Raw genomic sequence first — 20,850 nt, 5'->3', positions numbered from 1 at the left:
GCGGTCTCCTACCTCAGTCTTATTTCACGGCGTTTACGAAAGATGGATCAATGTAGCTGCTTATATTTTGTGGCGTTTTGTACACGCCGTAACGTACATTGAAGGCATCAGAGATAGCAGAAGAACCGTAGAGAGAGTCCAGACCATCCTTTTTTGTAAAGACAGACTTATCATCTGAAAGTGTCAGAAGATGCGTGCCTTTAAGGAAGCGTTTGTAAGTATCTGGAGAAACCCCTGTACGGGTTGCCATAATGCGCAGAACATCGGGCTGCGTTTTAGGGTCATTAATGTAAGTTACAACATGATCCCACACACCAACCAGACGCTGCCATTGATCACGGTTATCATGCAAAGACTGTGGATCAACAACAATCGTATCATAAATCAGGCCGGGCGCTTCGTGCGATGTAAACACTGGGCGTGCACCGGGCACCATATGTAAGGCTTGTCCGGCATTAGGCTGCCAAGCAACTACGGCAGCAACTTCGCCAGAAGCCAGAACCTGAGGTGTTTCATTGGTTTTGGTGTTGACCAGTTTGATATCTTTCTCGCTCATACCGGATTTTTCTAAACCTTTAAGCAAAAGAAGATGGTCTACCAATCCTTCTTCAACCGCGACAGACTTCCCCTTAAGGCCCTGCATATCGGTAATGCCCGGCTGAGCCACCACCATATCATTGCCATCGGAATAGTCTGTCACAAGGATCATCTCACCCTTGTGTCCGTTTGCGCCTGTTACCAGTGCATCACCATTTGTTGCCATAACGGCATCAAGTTTGTGCGCAGAAAAGGCATCAAGAGAGGCGCTGTAATCAACGCGGAAATCTCACAGAAGGGTTGTACATCGGGTTAGATTATGAAAAAGTCTATTTTGTGTAAAAGAAATTTTCGTAAGCTATAAGAAAACCCGATGCAGACAGAGTGTAGCGCAGGCGCGTATGAGTTTCCAGCCTCCTGTGGACGGCGTGTTGTGGCCCGTTTTGACGGGGGTCGCATGAGTTCGGATGGGGGCGTCATTCTGGTGAAGCAGGCTGATGACATTCTGGGTCTCAGCCGCCGCTTTGCTGCCTGTTTTCGCGATGAACGGCATCCTGCCTTTGTGGAATACCGGGTTGAAGACCTTGTCCGTCAGCGGATCATGGGCCTGGCACTGGGCTATGAAGACCTTAATGACCATGACGCTTTACGTCATGATCCTGTCATGGGTCTGGTATCGGGACGTCTGTCAGGAAGCCGGGCCAACTGTGCGGCACTGGCAGGAAAATCCACGCTGAACCGGCTAGAGCGCAGTGGGCAGCAGGCAGATCGTTACTGCCGCATCATTGCTGATCATGAGGCCCTGGCTACCCTGTTCGTGACGCTTTTCATGGACCAGCATGAGCGCGCACCCGCCCGGATCGTTCTGGATGTGGATGCCACCGATGACCGTATCCATGGCCATCAGGAAGGCCGCGCCTTTCATGGATATTACGGCCATAACTGCTATCTTCCCCTGTATGTCTTCTGCGGGGACCATCTCCTCAGCGCTACCCTGCGCACGGCAGACAGGGACCCGAGGAAGGAAGCACTGGCAGACATCCGCCGGATCGTGGAGCAGATCAGGAGCCGCTGGCCCCGGGTGCGTATCCTGGTGCGTGGGGACAGCGGTTTCGCCCGGGACAGTCTGATGACATGGTGCGAAGACAACCACGTTGACTTCCTGTTCGGGCTTGCAGGCAACACCCGCCTGTATGACCGGATTGCCTCTTTGTCCGCTGAGGTTCGTGACGAAGCCGCCACGACAGGCAGAGCTGCGCGCGGTTTCGCCTCCTTTGACTGGATCACAAAGGACAGCTGGACGCGCCGCAGGCGGGTCGTGGCCAAGGCCGAATGGCGCCACGGCAACCGCTATCATCGCTTTATTGTCACCACGCTACCGCAGGGAATGTCCGACCCCCGCCATCTCTACGAACAGATTTACTGCGCACGCGGGGATATGGAAAACCGCATCAAGGAATGCCAGATGGATCTGTTCTCAGACAGGACCTCGTCCCACACCATCCGGGCCAACCAGCTCCGGCTGTGGTTCTCGGCCGCAGCCTATGTCCTGCTGACCGCTCTGCAAAGACTGGCCCTTGGCCAGACCAGCCTGGAGACGGCGACCTGTGGCACCATACGCGCACGACTGCTCAAAATCGCGACACGTGTAACGCTCAGCGTCCGTCGGATTGTCCTGTCCATGCCGGACATGTTCCCCTGTCAGCATGAATTCGCCCTCGCTCATGCACGATTGCGAAGGCTCCGGCAGGCCATCTGAAGAAACAGACAGTGCACAGACCACATAGCTTCCACCAACACTGCCTTCTCAGGCCGTGACACCCTCACTGCGTTCAGAACCCGCCGCCAGAAGCAGAATATCGTCAATATTCCAGATCGGGCTCCTGTGGGATGACTGAATTCTACAAAATGACCCGAAATTGCCTCAAGTGTGAGAAATCCGCGTCGACTGTGAAGTCGAGAAAAGTGGCCTTATCCATCAACTGGAGGCGGTCATAGGCTCCATCGGCAAACAGGTGCTTCACCCAAGGCCAGCGTTTACGAATGGCATCAAGGATCATCTGTCCTCCTGCACTGTCCGAAATATCGGCTGTTGTCAGCTGGACCAGGAGAAGGCGGCCATCCGTATCAACTGCGATGTGACGTTTCCGACCGACGATCTTCTTGCCTGCGTCATAACCACGTGTCTTTGCGTGGGGTGCCTTGATACTCTGGCTATCAATGACACCACCCGATGGACTGGTTTCGCATCCTGCCGCTTCACGATCGAGCATCAGACAGACATCATGAATGGTCTGGAACAGGAAACGGCGCATCAGCCTGCGGAACCACCAGTAAACCGTTTGACATGGGCCAAAATGAACCGGAAGCATCTCCCAACCGCAGCCTGAGCGCACGAGATAGCGCAGAGCATTGATGATCTCACGGAAATCGGTTGTCCGTTTCCGACCACGCCGGTTCGCAGGGGGCATCAGAGGCGCTATGCGCTCCCATTCCTCATCTGTCAGATCAGACGGATAGCGTTTCGTCTTGCGTGTAATTCCGGCCATGCGGCCTCGTTGTGCTGGCGTCCACATCCTGCCTTTGAATCACGCTCAAAACCTCTTGAAAACCTATCATAGCGAATTTCCAAAAGGGCTCTGAAGGCTAGAGAAGAACTTTTCAAAAATATTAAAGAGTTTTCTAGTAATATTCCCGCAAGCCTTCATGTGCAAAGGCTCTCCCTGGGGCCAACCGCAGATTTTCCCGTACAGTATCGTATTATTGGTCCTAATGTAGGTGAAATTATAAATATTTCACATGAAATAAGAGATATTCTTAAAAATACACACGGCACCTCTGATGTACAGATTGATTGGGGCAACCGTATAATCTCAGAATTATTCAATTTGGATGCAGGAAAAATTGTTCACTTTGAAAGTAACCGTATTGCTATTGCACAACAAATGCAGGCTTTTCTTTCGGGAGAGACGGTAGGGACAGTTTTTAATGCGGATACTCATCGACGCGGAAATCTCACAGAAGGGTTGTACATCGGGTTAGATTATGAAAAAGTCTATTTTGTGTAAAAGAAATTTTCGTAAGCTATAAGAAAACCCGATGCAGACAGAGTGTAGCGCAGGCGCGTATGAATTTCCAGCCTCCTATGGACGGCGTGTTGTAGCCCGTTTTGACGGGGGTCGCATGAGTTCGGATGGCGGTGTCATCCTGGTAAAGCAGGTCGATGATAGTCTGGGGTTCAGTCGCCGTTTTGCTGCCTGTTTTCGCGATGAGCGGCATCCTGCCTTTGTGGAATACCGGGTTGAAGACCTTGTCCGTCAGCGGATCATGGGCCTGGCACTGGGCTATGAAGACCTTAATGACCATGACGCTTTACGTCATGATCCTGTCATGGGTCTGGTATCGGGACGTCTGTCAGGAAGCCGGGCCAACTGTGCGGCACTGGCAGGAAAATCCACGCTGAACCGGCTAGAGCGCAGTGGGCAGCAGGCAGATCGTTACTGCCGCATCATTGCTGATCATGAGGCCCTGGCTACCCTGTTCGTGACGCTTTTCATGGACCAGCATGAGCGCGCACCCGCCCGGATCGTTCTGGATGTGGATGCCACCGATGACCGTATCCATGGCCATCAGGAAGGCCGGGCCTTTCATGGATATTACGGCCATAACTGCTATCTGCCGTTATACATCTTCTGCGGGGACCATCTCCTCAGCGCTACCCTGCGCACGGCAGACAGGGACCCGAGGAAGGAAGCACTGGCAGACATCCGCCGGATCGTGGAGCAGATCAGGAGCCGCTGGCCCCGGGTGCGTATCCTGGTGCGTGGGGACAGCGGTTTCGCCCGGGACAGTCTGATGACATGGTGCGAAGACAACCACGTTGACTTCCTGTTCGGGCTTGCAGGCAACACCCGCCTGTATGACCGGATTGCCTCTTTGTCCGCTGAGGTTCGTGACGAAGCCGCCACGACAGGCAAAGCGGCGCGCGGCTTTGCCTCCTTTGACTGGATCACAAAGGACAGCTGGACGCGCCGCAGGCGGGTCGTGGCCAAGGCCGAATGGCGCCACGGCAACCGCTATCATCGCTTTATTGTCACCACGCTACCGCAGGGAATGTCCGACCCCCGCCATCTCTACGAACAGATTTACTGCGCACGCGGGGATATGGAAAACCGCATCAAGGAATGCCAGATGGATCTGTTCTCAGACAGGACCTCGTCCCACACCATCCGGGCCAACCAGCTCCGGCTGTGGTTCTCGGCCGCAGCCTATGTCCTGCTCACCGCTCTGCAAAAGATGGCCCTTGGGCAGACCAGCCTGGAGACGGCGACCTGTGGCACCATACGCGCACGACTGCTCAAAATCGCGACACGTGTAACGCTCAGCGTCCGTCGGATTGTCCTGTCCATGCCGGACATGTTCCCCTGTCAGCATGAATTCGCCCTCGCTCATGCACGATTGCGAAGGCTCCGGCAGGCCATCTGGAGGGTTCGAAGAACCGTTGATTGATTTCCCTTCTGCCTGATTTCAGGTTTTTAGCGAGTTGATTGCTGGTTCGTGGACCTGATTTTCACTCTGCGTATTGAGCAGAGAGAGGGTCTCATGCCCTGAATTGCTACGCGCTCGCGTTAATCCGCTCCAGGAGGAGAAAGCGGCGCATATTATAGACGATATTGGCCAGCCCGATCCTCATGGTGGCTCGGGTTATCCCTACGGTTCGTATGAACAGTCCTGTCTGCGATTTCTGATCGGCAAAAACATGCTCGACACGCGACCGAATAACGGACTTTCCGGCGTTGGATCTCTGTATATGTCGTGGCATCGGCTTGAGATGAGGCTTTTTCCTGTGAACCTTCGAGACAAAGCCATGCTTGTCCATGAAGTCCTCATTGGCTTTTGAGCGGTAGGCTGTATCCGCCCAGACTGTTGATGCCATATTGGTTTTATCCAGCAGGCCCTCGCGTAGTCTGGCACCATCGCTGGCCGCTGCATCGGTCGCTTTCCATTTGCGGATCAGCCGAAATTTCCGGTCGATGGAAACATGCGATTTATAGCCAAAGAAAGGGATGGCCAGATCTGTTGCGGGCATACTCCCGTCATCCTGACGCTTTGCTTTCGTGAACTTCAATGTCCATCGGGCATGACGATCTTTATGGGACAGCTTTGAGGGCTTGTCCTGCCAATCCTGCGGGATCCGTCCTTCGCGCAGATCGGCCTTCTCTTCATTGGTATTGCGCTGCTTTGGGGCCGCTACCAGTGTAGCATCCAGGATCTGACCTGACATGGGGAGATAACCGGCATTCCGCAGGGTCGCATCAAAGCGGTTGAACAAAACATCAATTGCTCCCGCCTGTGTCAGACGCTCACGAAACAGCCAGACGGTCTTGGCATCAGGCACGCGGTCAGACAGCCCCAGACCAAGAAAGCGCATGAAGGACAGGCGGTCGTTGATCAGGTATTCCGTCCGTTCGTCGGACAAATTGTTCAGCGTCTGGATGACCAGAATTTTGAACATTAGCACTGGATCAAACGGAGGACGCCCGCCTTTGCTTCTGTCTGAATAGGCCAACGCCTTGTTCAGCTCCGGACGGAATACCTCAAAATCCACAGTCTGGGAAAATGCTTCAAGTTGGTCACCAAGCCCACTCAACCGAGCAAGCCGCTCTTCAACATCAAAGAAACCAGACTGCGTCATCAGCCACTCCTCCAGTCATCACACAAGAGAGGGAATCACACAGAGAGACCTAAAACCAGAGGGTTTTTCGAACCCTCCATCTGAAGAAACAGACAGTGCACAGACCACATAGCTTCCACCAACACTGCCTTCTCAGGCCGTGACACCCTCACTGCGTTCAGAACCCGCCGCCAGAAGCAGAATATCGTCAATATTCCAGATCGGGCTCCTGTGGGATGACTGAATTCTACAAAATGACCCGAAATTGCCTCAAGTGTGAGAAATCCGCGTCGAATATTATTTATTCGTGCAGAAGAAAAATTCCGTCATAATCCGCAATTATGGGCGCTGCTTCCAATACAAACACAGATCGGAAACGTATTTCTAGGCCAATTAGGAAACTTGGAAATCAAGCAGGTTTTCCCAGTCTTATGGAGAAGAAATGGAGAGCCTTGCATAACAGTTCAATCCGACGTCATGCCGGGTGTTGAACCTTTGGAAATTGTAGAACAAATAAAACAGGAAATAGATAATATAAAAAAACATCTGCCATACGGATATAGGGTGGAAGTAGGAGGAGACGCGGAGCTTTCTCAAACAGCAAATGATGCCATATTTGCTTTATTACCCCCAACAATAGGCATTATGTTGCTTATCTTAATGCTGCAATTGCAAAAATTCAGCCGTGTTATACTGGTTTTATGCTCCAGCTTTTTAGGTCTGATAGGTGCCGTATTGGCTTTACTTATCTTTAATGCACCATTTGGTTTTGTTGCTTTGTTAGGCTTAATTGCTTTATCTGGCATGATTATGCGCAATACCATATTATTGGTTGATCAAATAGAATATAACAAACACCACGGATCAACCTTAAATAACTCTGTTATTGACGCGACAATATTGCGTGCGCGCCCTGTTATACTTACGGCCTTGGCCTCTGTTTTTGCCTTCATTCCTTTGGCATTCAATATTTTTTGGGGGCCTATGGCCATAGTGATGATCGGCGGGCTGAGTGTTGCTACATTTCTCACTCTTCTTTCCTTACCAGCTTTTTACTTGCTCATTTTTGATGAAAAACAAAAATATAAGGCTGTGCAATGATTTTTATATTTTCTATATCCCAGAAAAATAGCATTGCACTGTTATCGCTAGCCGTATTGCTGGGTGCATGCTCCTTGCAACCTAAAACATCACTCCCCAAAGTCTCATTGCCACAAACATGGGAGAATGCACCAGCTCAATCATTTTATGGTAAAACACAAAAAAATTGGTGGCAGAATTTTAATCAACCAAAGTTAAATAATCTAGTAAGTATTGGTCTACAGGAAAATATTGACATCAATATTGCTTATGAAAAGCTACAGGCATCTCGTATTGAAACAAAAATCGCCTATGCAGCAAATATGCCCGAAATTAATGGTACAGCAGGATACAGCAGAAATTATACATCTACAGCAGGCATAGGGGATGTATTGCGGCCTTTATTAGGGCTAGATCAGGGCGGATCTTATCTAGAGCCTAAAGGGGTTTCTTATAGTAATTTTAACACAGGTATGTTTGCCTCGTGGGAGTTAGACCTATGGGGCCGCTATAAATTAATGCGAAAGGTAGCGGATGCCAACCGTCAGGCCTTTCAAGATGATATTGATGCTGTGTCTCTTTCATTTGAGGCCGAAATCTGCCGTCTCTATTTTCTCTGGGTCAATCTTACCCAAATGGTAGAGGTAGAAAAAAAGGCATCGGATATTTTAAAAGAAATAGAAAACATAAATAATGTCTCATACCAACGGGGTTTCATTTCACAAACAGTTCTTCTTGAACAAAGCAACCAGTTCCATAAAGTTTTTATGAAGTATCAGGAGCTGGACAATGCGGAACAGGCTGTGCGCCGAGCACTTTCCATGCTGGTATATAACCGCCCTGACGCCTTATCTGTGAATGATCAGAATTTTTTACCTATTGATTATACTCAGATCACACCAGAACCTTTGAAAATTCCATCAGTATTGGTAAAAACGCGGCCGGATATCCGTGCGGCGGAACAAAGACTGCATGCAGCTTCGGCCATGGTTGGTATTGCCAGAGCAGATTTTTACCCACGAATTACGTTTTCCGGCGAATTGTCCATAGATGCGTTAACTTTAACCGAATTTGGATGGGGTGCACGAAATACCCAGTTTGGCCCAACACTCACACTACCTATTTTTGAAGGTGGTAAAATTGCGCGGCAAGTAGAATTACGCCAATCTGAACTAAAAAGCGCCGGGCTGGAATATAAGCGAACGGTGATGAATGCGTGGAAAGAAACAGAAGATGCACTTGCCAATTATAATATGACACGCACGCAGTATGGAAATGCTGTGCAGATGGCTGAAAATGCAAAAATCAGCACAAAAAGGGTAGAGGCCTCTTACCGCCGTGGGGATGAATCCAAAGAGGAATTTCTTGTCAGCCAACTCGCAAATTTGGATAGTGAGATTGAACTTTTAAACCTGCAACAACGTCTGATGGAAAATTACATCCGCCTGCATGTCGTTTCAGGCGGGTAAAGTGTAGCCCTATCAAGAGCTACACAGAGGCCAATGCCAGCCCTTCAGCAACAGAAACAAACTCCCCGCCCAATTCAACCCGATCTTCTCCAAACCGAGAGGTAAAGAGCTGCCGAACTGCGGGCACGAAAGATGTGCCCCCTGTTAGAAACACTCGGTCAATCTGCTCTGGCGCAAGAGAGGCTTGGCTAAGTGCCTGATCAATACCGGCACCAAGTTTGGCAATATCTGGGGCAATCCAGCGGTTGAAATCTGCGCGTGAGACGGTCGCTTTAATATCCAGACCGGGTTGCGAGAAAGAAAGCTCAGCACTTTCCGCAGAGGATAAAGCACGCTTGATGGCAGAAACCGCGTTGTAAAGTTCCTGCCCATGCTGCTCACGCACAAGCTCAATCAGACTTTTCAGCTTTTCCGGCTCAGAAGCTGTTCGGGCAACGTCTGCAATCTCATTAAGAATACGCGGAGTGCGCATGAGAGAGAGGCGATGCCAGCGGGCCAGAGAGTGGTACCATTCAATCGGCACCGGAAGAGGCTCGCCTCCCATAATGCGGAATGTGCAATCACGCCCAAGGTAAGGGGCCACAACATTATCAATAATACGAAAATCGAACTGATCCCCAGCCAGCCCAACACCTGTATGGCCAAGTGGTTGCGCCCGTTGATTGCGGGCAGGATCAAAACGCATGATTGAGAAGTCACTCGTGCCGCCGCCAAAGTCTCCAACCAGCACTGTTGCGGGCCTATCTAGCCGCTGCATAAAGCGCCAACCTGCAGCTTCTGGCTCCATCATAACGGCAACATCTGCAAAGCCGGCCTGCGTAAATGCCGCCCTTAACCGGGCTTCTCCCAAGGCGTTATCTGCGTTTTCGCCTACAAAATGAACCGGCCGCCCAACCGTAACATGGCATTCTGCCGGGGTAATATTTGTAAGCGCCATCAATTCCTGTAGAAAAGTAGCAATCAGATTTTCCAACGAAAGGCGCCGACTAAAAACCTGAGTCTCACGAAAGCTGGCTTGAGCCAGATAAGACTTCATGGACATGATAAGGCGCGTTTCGGACGGATCATCAAGATGCGCCTCAATAGCGTAAGCACCTACGGCCCGCTGGAGCAGCCTCCTGCCCCCTTCCATTTCCTGCCACAAAGCAAGAAGTGTGGGACAGGTTTGAGAGGAACCACCATCCGGCGTGGGGAAAGAAATGGTTTGGATGGTACGATCAGGGCGCGCGATAACGATAACACTATTGGTCGTACCGAAACCAATGCCGATCTGGATAGGGCGGGCTGAAATAGTCATGGCCGGCGGAAAATAGTGTCCACTTGCCATGCTGTCCATGCCTCTGATGCTCTCGCGCGCCAGATATCTGCATTTTTCTCGATAGCAAGCAGGATTAGTTTGGGGCGTTAGCTGGCGCAATCATCTTTAGCGCACCATCTGGCAAGGGTCTTTGTAGCTGCAGGGCCTCTTCTGCTGGCGCATTCATCCATATGTCCAGCTCTTCCGGCTGTGTGAGAATAACCGGCATAGCCTTTGGGTGAATTGCCCCAACCTCTCGGTTGGCTTCTGTGGTCAGAAACCCAAAAAGGTCATCCGTTGTTTCTCCATCTGCCAGTTTGCGCACGGATGTCCACTGGCACCAGATACCGGCAAAAAATGCCAGAGGTTCATTATCGCTACGGGCAAACCATACCGGTTGTGATTTACCATCTGGCAAACGAGTGGGTTCCGAAAAAGCTGTTAGCGGCACAAGGCAGCGATGCCCCACATGCTCCCAACGCTTCCACCACATAGAGGCCGGATGGCGGATGTTGGTCACACCCCGGTCTACCTTGTGCCCTTTAAGGTAGTTTGGAGGAGTGGGCATACCCCAACGTGCCATCACCAATTCCCGTCCTTGTGCTGTATTACGCACAATTGGCGCCATGGTGTTGGGGTAGATATCTGGCAATGGCTGAAGATTACCTGTATGATCTGCCACCACCTTTGCTGCCTTGCGAATGGCCTGTGGGTTGGATGTCATGGAATAGAGATTACACATCTATTTGCTCCAAAGGCGCGTTAATCCGTGCTGGCTGCAGGTAAAGGTTTCAACACCTGCAATGCCTCTATCAGTTCAAGTGCATTCTGTGTGGCAGCACCAAAGGTAGTATTATCATAAATTGTCCAGACATCCGTGCCACATGCGCTCAACGCAGCAATACTGTTTGCATGTGCCTGTACAGATTCCGCACTATACAATGATTCATAAATATGCGGGAAACCATGCAGCCGAAAATAGGCAAGACCATCCCATCCTCCGGGCTGTGCAGCAGAAGCAAATCTAGCCGGATCTGCCGCAACCCGTGAGACATGCTGCCTTTTTAGCATAAGATCCACTTCTGGCTGAAACCAGCTAACATGCCTTGGTTCCAGCACAACCGGGCCATTGATGATAACTTTCAGAGCATGAAGAAACTGTTCTGCAATATCTCCGGGATAAGCAAAACTAGGAGGAAGTTGCACCAAAACAGGGCCACGCTTATCGCCCAAACCGCTGGTTTCCTCAGCAAAGCGCGCGACAAGATCCTGACACCCTATAAAGCGCTGCTCATGCGTAATTACCTTGGGGAGTTTGACGGAAAAACGGAAGTCCGGCGGTACGCTTGCCGCCCAACGCACGTAAGTTTTGTGCTGATGAGGACGATAGAAACTGCTGTTAATCTCCACAGCAGAAAAACGCGTACCATAGCGCTCAAGATGCGTGCCGGTTGAAGGAAACTCTGCCGCAAGTTTGGTAGGAACCGACCAGCCCGCAACGCCGATGCGAATAGGCATAAACGGTTTCTCCTCTCGTTTGCCAAGGGTTAAAAGAAAGCCCTGCCATTTTGCAAAATAATTTGTTTTTGATGATAATCTTGCAGCGCTTGATGGTGTGTCACACTAATAATTGTGCAATTCGGCAAAAAAGTTAATAACGCATCATATAAACAGCGCTCATTGTCCGCATCCAGTGCAGCAGTGGCTTCATCCAGAAACAGAATGGAAGGACAAAATAGAAAAGCCCGGGCCAAGGCCAAGCGCTGTTGCTCCCCGCCAGACAAAATATTCCCCCATACTTGCTCTTCATCCAGACGAGACACATAACCACCCAGATTTGTCGCATGAAGTGCTACTTCATACGCGTGGAGGTCATGCTGCTCTGGGGGCAAGGGGTAAGAGAGGGCTTGCCGCAAAGACCCCGCTGGCACGTAACTTTGCTGCGGAACAAACATGGCTTTTGGGCTGTTAAGGCATACTTCTCCACTGCCATATGGCCATAACCCGGCTAAACTGCGTAAAAATGTGCTCTTCCCGCTGCCTGATGCACCATAAATGGCCCATCGCTCGCCAGCTTGAAATGTCAGGCTGCCAAAATCCAGAAGTGTCTGCCCGGAAGGCAGGTTAAGAACCAGATTATGGGTTGAAACTGTGTTTTGGTTTGTGGGTTTACACACAATGCCGGGTATGGATTTCTGCTGTATTATGCGTTCAAATTCAGCAAGGCGTTGCAGTGTAGAACGCAGGCTGGCCAGATCTGTATAATTATCAACAAACCATTGCAAGCTGCTCCGAACCTGCATGAAAGCTGCATTAATACGCGCATAAGCGCCAAAAGTGAGCGCATGCACCATAATTTTGGGCACAAGCAAAACCCATAAAATAATGGAAGCTGTTTGATTATAAAACGTTCCCACAAAATTGGCGCGCCACGTGTAATGCACAACCTTACGCCAGTTTTTGGCAATATGGGAAAGGTGGGTGGAAAAGCGCAGATGCTCTGCATCTTCCCCTTTATAAAACGCAACCTGTTCAGAATTGCGCCGCAAATCAAGCAGGCTTGCACGTAAATCAGCATCATAATGTTGTTGCTGATAATCGGCATTAACTAACGGGCCACCTGCTTTTTCTATAACAAAGGAAACCAATACAGAAGCAAGAACTGTTCCAAAAAACAGATAGCCGGGAATATGATAGATATGCCCCCAAAGTGGTACAGATAACGCGCCGCCAATTTCCCATAAAACAATAGAGAATGACAGCAACGTCATCACAGCCTGAATCGCATCCAACCCAAGTTTGAGAACAAGGTTTGTCATTTGTGCAAGATCATCTGCAATACGCTGGTCTGGGTTATCTGCCTGTGCGGCATCATGCTCCAAACGGTAATAGGTTGTGTCTTTCAAATAGTGTTGCAGATAAATCTTTGTGTTCCATAAGCGCCAACGCATGGAAAGGATCTGAGTCAGATAGGTTTGCAGCACATAAATGCCAGCCGAAAGCACGCAAGCCGCAATATAAACCGGCAGCAAGCCCAGAGCTTTGCTTACATGGAATGCAAAAAAGGCATCAAAAAACTTCTGGTCCCAAATGCCAAACCATACGGCAGTGCGCACATAAAGCAGCGAAAGCCCAATAATTAGCCCCAGCAGCCCCCATGCTTTCCACTTTTCTGCAGATACCCAAAAAGGAAACAGAATTTTCCAGTCTGAAAGGGAGTGGGAAGGAGATGAGGTATCAGTACGTAGCACGAAGCGTTGCCATGAAATTGCGAGGGGCTGCGGGAATGTTGAACTGCCATATACCACTGGCACGTTCATAATAATGGCGGTTTGTCAGGTTATACGCATTCAGTTGCAGGCGCAGATTACGGTTGATCTTGTAACCAATCATGCCGTCCATCGTCATGTACCCCCCTTGCACGGTGGTGGCGTAACTTCCGCGCAGATTGCTATTGGCGTCTAGCCCAACCCCTATGTTCAGGTCTTTAAGCCGTCCATCTGGCACGGTGTAATGCACCCAGGATTTGAACATGTGATGAGGGGAGTAAACACCGCCAAAATCGCTTACGCGGGAATTAGAAACTTTGGTATCCAGATACGTATAGCCAATGGAAACATCCAGATTAGGCAGGATTTGCCCATCAATCTGCATTTCCCATCCTTGGCGACGAATAGGGCCGGTGGTGACGTAAAACTGTGAATGCAGTGGATCTTGCACCGGTTGGTTCACACTTTCCATCCGGAACAGTGCGGAAGATATATTCAACCGACCATGAAAATATTCTGCTTTAAATCCTGTTTCAATCTGATTGCCACGCTGGGGCGTTAGCCCGCCCCCGTGATACGTTTCCTTGCCCACAGAAGGGGTGAAAATACTGGAGTAACTGGCATACCAGGAGATATGAGGTGTAATCTGGTAAACTGCTCCCAGATAAGGCGTAAGTTCCCCATGTATGTTAGATGTTGTCTGCCATTGTGTTGCTGGTGCGGGGGCAATATCCCGAAGTTTCTCATAATAGCGTGAGGCACGACCGCCCAGAATAAGAGAGAGTTTTTTGGTAAGTTCAAACCGGAGCTGGCCATAAAATCCCCATTGATAGGCGTAATCATCCGTGCCCCAGCCATTGGCGTTTGTGGCATAGTTAAAACAGCTTGCCGCGGGTTTTTTAACAACATCCGTGTTGTTTATACTCACATCATTATAGATGGCGTTACAGTTGTTGTTGGCATACTGCGTAACCTGTTCGTACGAATTATAGTTAAACCCGAAAAGCGCATGATGCGTGCGGTTTAGAAAATGGAAACTACCTTGGGCATAAATATCCGCAGAGCGTGATTCATTCGTACCTTTAAAAGCGGCAATACCCTGATCCTGATACTGTAGAGTTCCTGTGCTGGGGTCTATCTGGTTCCACGGCTCGTTATAAAGCGTCTTGTAACTTTGATCATAAAATGTGCCGCGTGCAGTTGCTGACCAATCCCCCCAGAGTTTCTGGTTAAGCGAGGCAATGGTCTGTTGGGTCATATAATTGGCATACCCCCAACTCTGGCTGGGGTTTGCCGAGCGGCTGCCAGACCATAACGTATTGGCCGTTGTCAGCGGCAAACCGTAATAGGGGGCCTGATTATCCTGCTGTTGCGCTGCGTGAGAAACCATAAAGGTGGTGCGCGGGGTTATATCCCACTCCAGCACCCCATAGGTCTGCCATTTGCGGGTATGGGCGTATTTGTAAAAGTAATCATTATCTTCAAACAGATCAGCCGTGCGGAAGCGAAGGGTTTTGGATTTGTTGAGCGCTACCGTCATATCCACATCAGCACGGTAATTGTTAAAACTGCCAACACTGGCGGCACCGCTTAGCGCAAAATCCTGCCCCGGTTTTTTAGTTACTTCATTTACAACGCCACCCGCGCCACCAGCCCCCTGTAACAGACCAGAAGACCCGCGCAGCACCTCGATACGATCATACATGGAAAGATCAAAACTGGCGTTATTCAACGTTCCAGAAGCGTTTGGCGTGCCATCTACAGAAGTTGTGAGCTGGTACCCGCGTGAGTAGAAATTTGAATTGGCTGTAGAGGCCGGCATAACCCGAATACCGTTAATCTGGCGCATAGCGTCTGTCATTGTCAGCATGTTGGAATCTTCCATACGCTGCTGCGTAATGACGGATACAGACTGGGGAATATCCTTCAGTGCAACCGGCGTTTTTCCCCATGCTTCTATTGTTGGCGCAGTGTAGGAATGTCGGGAGCCAGATCCGTATACAGTAATATTCTGATGGGTTGTTTCTGCGGATGCGTGATATGCCGAAGATGAACACCCGCATGAAGGCCCAGAAGCACTGCACTTTTTAGGCACACTGGCTGAGGTTGGCGTGCAAGAAGCGGGGGGCGAAGCAGCCGAAGCTGGCGCACAGATAAGCGTAAGACCGCCTACCATAACCCCAAAACATGGAAGTGTTCGAAAAATACGAGACATACCTATCTGTCCTGACAGCGTCATACATAAAGGCTGACAGGGCAGGTTGATGTATCCAGCCCTTAAGGCTGGTTCCCGCATAAGGCGGGAATACAGGTGCTATATTACAGATAGCAGCCGCAAAAACGTGTTCCTGTCAGTAAAGACATGACAGGGAAGAAGGCGGCCCACGTGTATGGGGAAGGCCCGTAAAAACACCGGCAGGTGGAGCCCGTGGTGCGCGATCATGATAGATCTGCCGCTTTGCCAGCAGCATAATGCTTAAGGCAACAAAAACCCCGATAAAGGCGATATCTGGCAGTTGCAGTAAGGGGCAAAGAGGGCAAAACCCATTGTCATCATGCGAATGGTGTGTGGGATCATGCCCATCATCATCCACAGGCATCACCATAGCATCATCCATATCAGGACATGCCGGGCTTTTAAGTGCAGGACCAATATGAAGGCCGGTAAGGCGTTCAAGCGTAACACGGGGCATTTCCCCAAGTTGCGCATGGCTTTGGAGGAAAAGCTGCCCAACAAGCCCTACCATCACACAAATGACCACCAGCCATCGGCTGGCAAACAGGCACATTTTTGCGTGCATGGTGGCTGATCTAGACAAAAATCCTCTCCAAATTGTGTACTTGTTAAAGGAAGATAATTTGCCTTTTGTCAAGAAAGAGTAAGTGACACACAAGAACCACGTTCACACAACGGGCTGTAAACTGGCACATACCAAAGATCAACAAGGCTGTTCTGTTGTGAGGGCAGGTATAGCTGCTCCTATCTCAACTCTATCGCTTTTGTGAATGAAGGGGCGTAACCCAATAAAAGACCTGCATGAAGTCTTTATCGGCTCCCTGTATTTCGAAACCGAATTCAGGTCAGACAGTTATTCCTGCAAAGAGGAAACAAACCATGTCAGCTTACAGCATTTTACGGACTGCTATTGAACAGAAAAAAGTCGTGGCTTTTACGCTTCATGACAAGCCGCAGGTAGGGTCCCCACACGCTTTGGGCAAAGGGGATGGTGTAGAAAAAGTACTGATGTATCGTGGTGTGGATACTCATGAAAAACGTGTGCCAGCTCAGGGGCAGTGGGATTGCCTTGCTGTGTCTGAACTGAGCGATGTGAAACTACTTGCTGATGAGCCTTTCCACCAAGGCCACCCGGATGCCGCACAGCGCGCTGGTATTCGTGAAGTGGATATTGAACTCTAATACCGCTCTGTTTATCGGCATCATGTAGTTTGATGCCGATAAAACCATTATTTCCACAAATGATGGAAATGGTGCAGAGGGCCGTGGCCATGCCCGACATCAAGCGTATCACTTACCGCTAGTGCGCCATGTAGATATACTTTTGCTTCACGCACGCTCTCTTCCACCGACTTGGCTGGTAGCAAAGCTGCTATTGCCGCAGAAAGTGTGCAGCCGGTACCATGATCATTACGTGTGTGGATACGGGGCGCTGCAAACTCAATAATTTCACCTGTGCCATAAAGTAGATCAATACTCTCGGTTGATCCTTCAAGGTGTCCGCCTTTTAACAAAACCCATTCCGACCCCAGCTTGGCCAACTCTTTTACTCGTAAGCGCATTTCATCCAGTGTCCATGTGGGATCAGCATTCAGTAAAACGCCCGCTTCTGGCAGGTTGGGGGTAATAAGCGTTGCAAGTGGCACCAAAAGATCTCTGAGAGCCCTGACGGCATTGCCTTCCAGAAGGTGATCTCCACTTTTGGCTACCATAACCGGATCAAGCACAATATTTTTTGCACCATGATGATGCAGACGTTCTGCAATCACTTCGGCAATGCCGCTGTTGGGGACCATCCCAATTTTAACGGCATCCACCCTTACATCATCAAACACGCTATCAATCTGTTCGCCCACAAATTGCGGGTCTAGCGCCACAAAGGATCGTACGCCTTGGGTGTTCTGGGCTACAACAGCCGTAATGGCCGCCATGCCATAAGCCCCCATGGCCGAAAATGCTTTAATATCCGCATGAATCCCCGCGCCACCTGTTGGGTCGGTGCCGGCAATACTCAAAACATTGGCGATCATGGTCAAGCAATTCCCTTTTCGCAAGAACGTGGCTCCCTGCCGCGCAATTCCAGCAAAAAGGATAGGGGGGTAAAACCTGTCCCTTCGCCGGCATAACCCGGATCAGGTTCAAAGGGTCATTACGCTGCCTGTTGGCTCTGCAATATCTCAGCCCCTTGTCGGAGCACCCCTCGGTAATATGCAATGTATCAGGACAAGGCCTTTTATGCACGTCATATTAAATATAGGTTTGGTAGAATTCTTCAGCCTTGCAATGGCTTGCGCCACATCTTCAGGTTGATCGTATAAATCATAATGCGTGGTGTTTTGTTCCTGATACGCAAAGCATGTCTGGTAAGGTGGGGCTTATGCATGGTTGCCTTATGAATTTGTGGCGTAATACATTGCAGATGGAAAAATGAATAAATCCGATTTCACCATACGTAAGACGTGCATTGGGGATGTGCCTGTTCTTGCACTTATTGAGCAATCTGCTGCGCAGATTTTCCGGCAGATCCCTTCATTAAGCTGGATAGCCGATCATACTGTTTTGCAGGTGGATATACATCTTTCTGCCATAACCGCAGGCACAAGTTGGGTTGCTGTTGATAATAACGGTCAACCTATCGCTTTTCTCTGTGCGCGAATATACGCACAGGAGTTTCATATTCTTGAAATGTCCGTTTGTAAGAAAGAGCAGGGGCGGGGAATAGGAACAGCACTTCTTTTCACGGCATGTAGTTGGGCAAAAGCATACCAGCTTAGAGCCCTTTTGGAAATTCACGGATGAGCGTTTCGGCGTAGCATGAGGCTTCCCATGGCGATGTGGATCATGGCCTCTGCGACGTCGATCCGCTGTTCGTAGTCCTTCACAAGGCGACGCCAGCGGATCATCCAACCGAAGGTCCGTTCCACAACCCACCGACGCGGCAGGATTTCAAACCCTTTTGCTGTCTCTGACCGCCGGATGATCTCGACTGTGAAGTCGAGAAAAGTGGCCTTATCCATCAACTGGAGGCGGTCATAGGCTCCATCGGCAAACAGGTGCTTCACCCAAGGCCAGCGTTTACGAATGGCATCAAGGATCATCTGTCCTCCTGCACTGTCCGAAATATCGGCTGTTGTCAGCTGGACCAGGAGAAGGCGGCCATCCGTATCAACTGCGATGTGACGTTTCCGACCGACGATCTTCTTGCCTGCGTCATAACCACGTGTCTTTGCGTGGGGTGCCTTGATACTCTGGCTATCAATGACACCACCCGATGGACTGGTTTCGCGTCCTGTCGCTTCACGATCGAGCATCAGACAGACATCATGAATGGTCTGGAACAGGAAACGGCGCATCAGCCTGCGGAACCACCAGTAAACCGTTTGCCATGGGCCAAAATGAACCGGAAGCATCTCCCAACCGCAGCCTGAGCGCACGAGATAGCGCAGAGCATTGATGATCTCACGGAAATCGGTTGTCCGTTTCCGACCACGCCGGTTCGCAGGGGGCATCAGAGGCGCTATGCGCTCCCATTCCTCATCTGTCAGATCAGACGGATAGCGTTTCGTCTTGCGTGTAATTCCGGCCATGCGGCCTCGTTGTGCTGGCGTCCACATCCTGCCTTTGAATCACGCTCAAAACCTCTTGAAAACCTATCATAGCGAATTTCCAAAAGGGCTCTAACACTACAGTTGCATTTTGTGTCGTGAGTGAGCGCGGATAGCGCTGACCTGATGCGTTCGTCGAAAGACGGACCATCTGAGGATGTGAGGGACGGGTAGTCTGCGTTGTGCAAGTTTTACGACGAGGCGCCTGATTTCCTGAATGGACCAGCGGACGACGATTATCGTGTTCTGCGTTGTGTTTTTTTCGGTTTCAATGAGTTTGCCTGATACCGGACACTTGCCATGACGGCATAGGCCAGCATGACCAGAGAGACATGCCGATGCCAACCATGCCAGGAGCGGGTCTCGTTATGATCAAGACCAAATTCGTTTTTGGCCGTCTCGAAACATTCTTCGATCCTCCAGCGCGTCCCTTCAACGTTCACGAGTTCCTGCGTGGTTGTCCCTTTCGGGCTCCAGGTCGTAAAATAGGCAAGGTCCCCGTCAGAGATGTTTCGGCGGATCAACAGGCCACGTGTCCATGGTCCGGCTATAGGGCTGTCAAATTCTTCAGCATCCAGATCAGCAAGCGGAAGATACGCCCAGTCATAAAGTCGCTCACCTTTTGTGCCGTGCCCCGCTGACAGACGACGCCAGGCCTGGTCTGGCAGTCCTGCTGCAATATCTTTCGCCTCTCCGGCAATCAGCGGTTCCGTTGCCCATGATCCGAACCAGTGATTGCCCTTGACCCCAAGAACATATCCAATTCCTGCCCGGCGAAGCGTGCGTTCCACATCGCCGACGCCATACACGCTGTCTGCTGCAACCCAGCGGAAGGGCACACCGGCCTCAATACTCCGCTCAATCATCATCGAGGCTAACGCCGGTTTGGTTGCAAACACCACGTCATCGGGAACGTGGGCCTGCTTCAGGCGCTCACGGTTCGATGTCCAGTCTTTCGGGAGATACAGGGCGCGGTCCACAAAGGCATGGCCCCGCGCCGATACATAGGTGGCAAATACACCAATCTGGCAGTTCGTGATCTTGCCGGCAGATCCCGTATACTGCCGCCCCACACCGCAGGACGCCTGACCCTTCTTCAGAAAACCGGTCTCATCGATGACCAGCACGCCCTCTTCAGTGCCCAGATGCTCGATCACATAATCCCTAACGACATCACGAAGGGCATCGGCATCCCAGTGCCCGCGCCCCAGAAGCGCCTGCTGCCCCCATGGACCAGGATCTCCTGCGGCTTCCGCTCGCATCCATCCCGTCTTGCGTGGTTCATTGCCAATCAAAATATCAAGAAAAGCACAGGCTGAATCTACGACACGTTTTTGCGTGAACAGCGGCGCCATCCGATCCTTGGCGGACCGAAGCGAGCGCCCCCATAATTCTAGCGTCTCTTCAACAGACGCACCGCCACTCATCATATCCTGAATCATGGTTACCCATAGATTCAGAACTCAACATAAAATGCAACTGTAGTGCTAAGCGCAGTCACTCTTACGACTTTTCGGGAACTGCCGTGGAATGCGCCTTTTTATACGCGTTTTGGGTTTAAAATTCTTCCTGAAAGCTTGATAAATCCAAGATTAGCGACCGTATTACAAGATGAGGTAGAAAGTGGTTTCCCTCAACAAACCCGCTGCGCTATGCAATTGAACCTTAGCCACTTTAATGCAG

General features: G+C 50.5%; 17 protein-coding genes, 2 pseudogenes and 1 riboswitch. Of the genes and pseudogenes, 7 read left to right on the top strand and 12 right to left on the bottom strand.

Features of this window, described 5'->3' with window-relative positions; genetic code table 11:
* Window positions 1-19 precede the first annotated feature (19 nt).
* Window positions 20-814: pseudogene (locus A4S02_RS04745) on the bottom strand (ABC transporter substrate-binding protein); the annotation flags it as partial.
* A gap of 96 nt (window positions 815-910) precedes the next feature.
* Between A4S02_RS04745 and A4S02_RS04740 the strand changes: the two are divergent.
* Complete coding sequence (locus tag A4S02_RS04740; protein ID WP_070323109.1) at window positions 911-2,296, top strand: IS1380 family transposase; 1,386 nt, start codon at window positions 911-913, stop codon at window positions 2,294-2,296.
* A 184-nt stretch (window positions 2,297-2,480) separates the two neighbouring features.
* Here the strand turns inward: A4S02_RS04740 and A4S02_RS04735 are convergent.
* Window positions 2,481-3,113: pseudogene (locus A4S02_RS04735) on the bottom strand (IS5 family transposase); the annotation flags it as partial.
* A 132-nt stretch (window positions 3,114-3,245) separates the two neighbouring features.
* Between A4S02_RS04735 and A4S02_RS15500 the strand changes: the two are divergent.
* Window positions 3,246-3,605 carry an efflux RND transporter permease subunit gene (locus A4S02_RS15500; RefSeq protein ID WP_070323107.1) on the top strand — a complete coding sequence of 120 codons (360 nt, stop codon included), beginning with the start codon at window positions 3,246-3,248 and terminating at the stop codon, window positions 3,603-3,605.
* A 31-nt stretch (window positions 3,606-3,636) separates the two neighbouring features.
* Window positions 3,637-5,046: an IS1380 family transposase gene (locus tag A4S02_RS04725; protein WP_070323106.1), complete on the top strand. Its 1,410-nt coding sequence runs from the start codon at window positions 3,637-3,639 to the stop codon at window positions 5,044-5,046.
* Window positions 5,047-5,152: 106 nt separating this feature from the next.
* Here A4S02_RS04725 and A4S02_RS04720 read toward each other — a convergent pair whose 3' ends face one another.
* Complete coding sequence (locus A4S02_RS04720; RefSeq protein ID WP_208858931.1) at window positions 5,153-6,235, bottom strand: IS5 family transposase; 1,083 nt, start codon at window positions 6,233-6,235, stop codon at window positions 5,153-5,155.
* A 252-nt stretch (window positions 6,236-6,487) separates the two neighbouring features.
* Here A4S02_RS04720 and A4S02_RS04715 point away from each other — a divergent pair, with 252 nt between their 5' ends.
* Together A4S02_RS04715 and A4S02_RS04710 are read left to right on the top strand one after the other, a co-directional pair.
* A complete protein-coding gene (locus tag A4S02_RS04715; RefSeq protein WP_228142453.1) occupies window positions 6,488-7,312 on the top strand; it encodes an efflux RND transporter permease subunit in 825 nt (274 codons plus the stop codon).
* Complete coding sequence (locus tag A4S02_RS04710; protein ID WP_228142452.1) at window positions 7,309-8,760, top strand: efflux transporter outer membrane subunit; 1,452 nt, start codon at window positions 7,309-7,311, stop codon at window positions 8,758-8,760. The genes A4S02_RS04715 and A4S02_RS04710 overlap by 4 nt, the downstream gene beginning before the upstream one ends.
* Before the next feature lie 19 nt (window positions 8,761-8,779).
* Here A4S02_RS04710 and A4S02_RS04705 read toward each other — a convergent pair whose 3' ends face one another.
* Genes A4S02_RS04705 through A4S02_RS04680 form a run of 6 tightly spaced genes read right to left on the bottom strand, consistent with a single transcriptional unit; the run spans window position 8,780 to window position 16,115 of the window.
* Window positions 8,780-10,096 carry an Hsp70 family protein gene (locus tag A4S02_RS04705; protein WP_070323104.1) on the bottom strand — a complete coding sequence of 439 codons (1,317 nt, stop codon included), beginning with the start codon at window positions 10,094-10,096 and terminating at the stop codon, window positions 8,780-8,782.
* A gap of 55 nt (window positions 10,097-10,151) precedes the next feature.
* Window positions 10,152-10,799, bottom strand: a complete 648-nt coding sequence (locus A4S02_RS04700; protein WP_070323103.1) for an SOS response-associated peptidase — start codon at window positions 10,797-10,799, stop codon at window positions 10,152-10,154.
* Between the two features lie 20 nt (window positions 10,800-10,819).
* Window positions 10,820-11,575, bottom strand: coding sequence for a DUF72 domain-containing protein (locus A4S02_RS04695; protein WP_019088921.1), 756 nt, complete (start codon window positions 11,573-11,575; stop codon window positions 10,820-10,822).
* 29 nt (window positions 11,576-11,604) lie between these two features.
* Window positions 11,605-13,365, bottom strand: a complete 1,761-nt coding sequence (locus A4S02_RS04690) for an ABC transporter ATP-binding protein/permease (RefSeq protein WP_082246862.1) — start codon at window positions 13,363-13,365, stop codon at window positions 11,605-11,607.
* Window positions 13,295-15,622 (bottom strand): TonB-dependent siderophore receptor, encoded by a 2,328-nt coding sequence (locus A4S02_RS04685; protein ID WP_070323101.1) that lies wholly within the window; start codon window positions 15,620-15,622, stop codon window positions 13,295-13,297. Before A4S02_RS04685 ends, A4S02_RS04690 begins: the two co-directional genes overlap by 71 nt.
* A 55-nt stretch (window positions 15,623-15,677) precedes the next feature.
* Window positions 15,678-16,115, bottom strand: a complete 438-nt coding sequence (locus A4S02_RS04680; protein WP_082246861.1) for a DUF2946 domain-containing protein — start codon at window positions 16,113-16,115, stop codon at window positions 15,678-15,680.
* Window positions 16,116-16,441: 326 nt separating this feature from the next.
* On the opposite strand from A4S02_RS04680, the gene A4S02_RS04675 reads away from it, so the two are divergent.
* The gene (locus tag A4S02_RS04675; protein WP_070323099.1) at window positions 16,442-16,744 is read left to right on the top strand and encodes a hypothetical protein; all 303 of its coding nucleotides are present in this window, start codon (window positions 16,442-16,444) and stop codon (window positions 16,742-16,744) included.
* 47 nt (window positions 16,745-16,791) lie between these two features.
* Here the strand turns inward: A4S02_RS04675 and thiD are convergent, their stop codons facing one another.
* Window positions 16,792-17,592, bottom strand: coding sequence for a bifunctional hydroxymethylpyrimidine kinase/phosphomethylpyrimidine kinase (gene thiD / locus A4S02_RS04670; RefSeq protein WP_070323098.1), 801 nt, complete (start codon window positions 17,590-17,592; stop codon window positions 16,792-16,794).
* A gap of 61 nt (window positions 17,593-17,653) precedes the next feature.
* Window positions 17,654-17,773: riboswitch (TPP riboswitch) on the bottom strand.
* A 216-nt stretch (window positions 17,774-17,989) separates the two neighbouring features.
* Here thiD and A4S02_RS04665 point away from each other — a divergent pair.
* Window positions 17,990-18,361 carry a GNAT family N-acetyltransferase gene (locus A4S02_RS04665; RefSeq protein WP_228142450.1) on the top strand — a complete coding sequence of 124 codons (372 nt, stop codon included), beginning with the start codon at window positions 17,990-17,992 and terminating at the stop codon, window positions 18,359-18,361.
* On the opposite strand, the gene A4S02_RS04660 is transcribed toward A4S02_RS04665, so the two are convergent.
* Window positions 18,352-19,176 carry an IS5-like element IS12528 family transposase gene (locus tag A4S02_RS04660; protein ID WP_082246712.1) on the bottom strand — a complete coding sequence of 275 codons (825 nt, stop codon included), beginning with the start codon at window positions 19,174-19,176 and terminating at the stop codon, window positions 18,352-18,354. The two genes, A4S02_RS04665 and A4S02_RS04660, sit on opposite strands and share 10 nt — an antisense overlap.
* Window positions 19,177-19,403: 227 nt before the next feature.
* Window positions 19,404-20,609: an IS701 family transposase gene (locus A4S02_RS04655; protein ID WP_070323097.1), complete on the bottom strand. Its 1,206-nt coding sequence runs from the start codon at window positions 20,607-20,609 to the stop codon at window positions 19,404-19,406.
* Window positions 20,610-20,850 lie beyond the last annotated feature (241 nt).

It is taken from the genome of Acetobacter ascendens (assembly GCF_001766235.1).
Lineage (GTDB): Bacteria > Pseudomonadota > Alphaproteobacteria > Acetobacterales > Acetobacteraceae > Acetobacter > Acetobacter ascendens.
Note: the sequence above shows the minus strand (reverse complement) of the source record. Positions and strands in the feature narration are given on the sequence as shown.

What these genes read in the sequence shown, in the direction of transcription:
- A4S02_RS04700 (WP_070323103.1), bottom strand. Translation starts at nt 10,799, where the DNA reads ATGTGTAATCTCTATTCCATGACATCCAACCCACAGGCCATTCGCAAG.
- A4S02_RS04665 (WP_228142450.1), top strand. Translation starts at nt 17,990, where the DNA reads ATGAATAAATCCGATTTCACCATACGTAAGACGTGCATTGGGGATGTG.
- A4S02_RS04685 (WP_070323101.1), bottom strand. Translation starts at nt 15,622, where the DNA reads ATGCGGGAACCAGCCTTAAGGGCTGGATACATCAACCTGCCCTGTCAG.
- A4S02_RS04695 (WP_019088921.1), bottom strand. Translation starts at nt 11,575, where the DNA reads ATGCCTATTCGCATCGGCGTTGCGGGCTGGTCGGTTCCTACCAAACTT.
- A4S02_RS04725 (WP_070323106.1), top strand. Translation starts at nt 3,637, where the DNA reads ATGCAGACAGAGTGTAGCGCAGGCGCGTATGAATTTCCAGCCTCCTAT.
- A4S02_RS04660 (WP_082246712.1), bottom strand. Translation starts at nt 19,176, where the DNA reads ATGTGGACGCCAGCACAACGAGGCCGCATGGCCGGAATTACACGCAAG.
- A4S02_RS04740 (WP_070323109.1), top strand. Translation starts at nt 911, where the DNA reads ATGCAGACAGAGTGTAGCGCAGGCGCGTATGAGTTTCCAGCCTCCTGT.
- A4S02_RS04655 (WP_070323097.1), bottom strand. Translation starts at nt 20,609, where the DNA reads ATGATTCAGGATATGATGAGTGGCGGTGCGTCTGTTGAAGAGACGCTA.
- A4S02_RS04675 (WP_070323099.1), top strand. Translation starts at nt 16,442, where the DNA reads ATGTCAGCTTACAGCATTTTACGGACTGCTATTGAACAGAAAAAAGTC.
- A4S02_RS04705 (WP_070323104.1), bottom strand. Translation starts at nt 10,096, where the DNA reads ATGGACAGCATGGCAAGTGGACACTATTTTCCGCCGGCCATGACTATT.
- A4S02_RS04680 (WP_082246861.1), bottom strand. Translation starts at nt 16,115, where the DNA reads ATGTGCCTGTTTGCCAGCCGATGGCTGGTGGTCATTTGTGTGATGGTA.
- A4S02_RS04710 (WP_228142452.1), top strand. Translation starts at nt 7,309, where the DNA reads ATGATTTTTATATTTTCTATATCCCAGAAAAATAGCATTGCACTGTTA.
- thiD (WP_070323098.1), bottom strand. Translation starts at nt 17,592, where the DNA reads ATGATCGCCAATGTTTTGAGTATTGCCGGCACCGACCCAACAGGTGGC.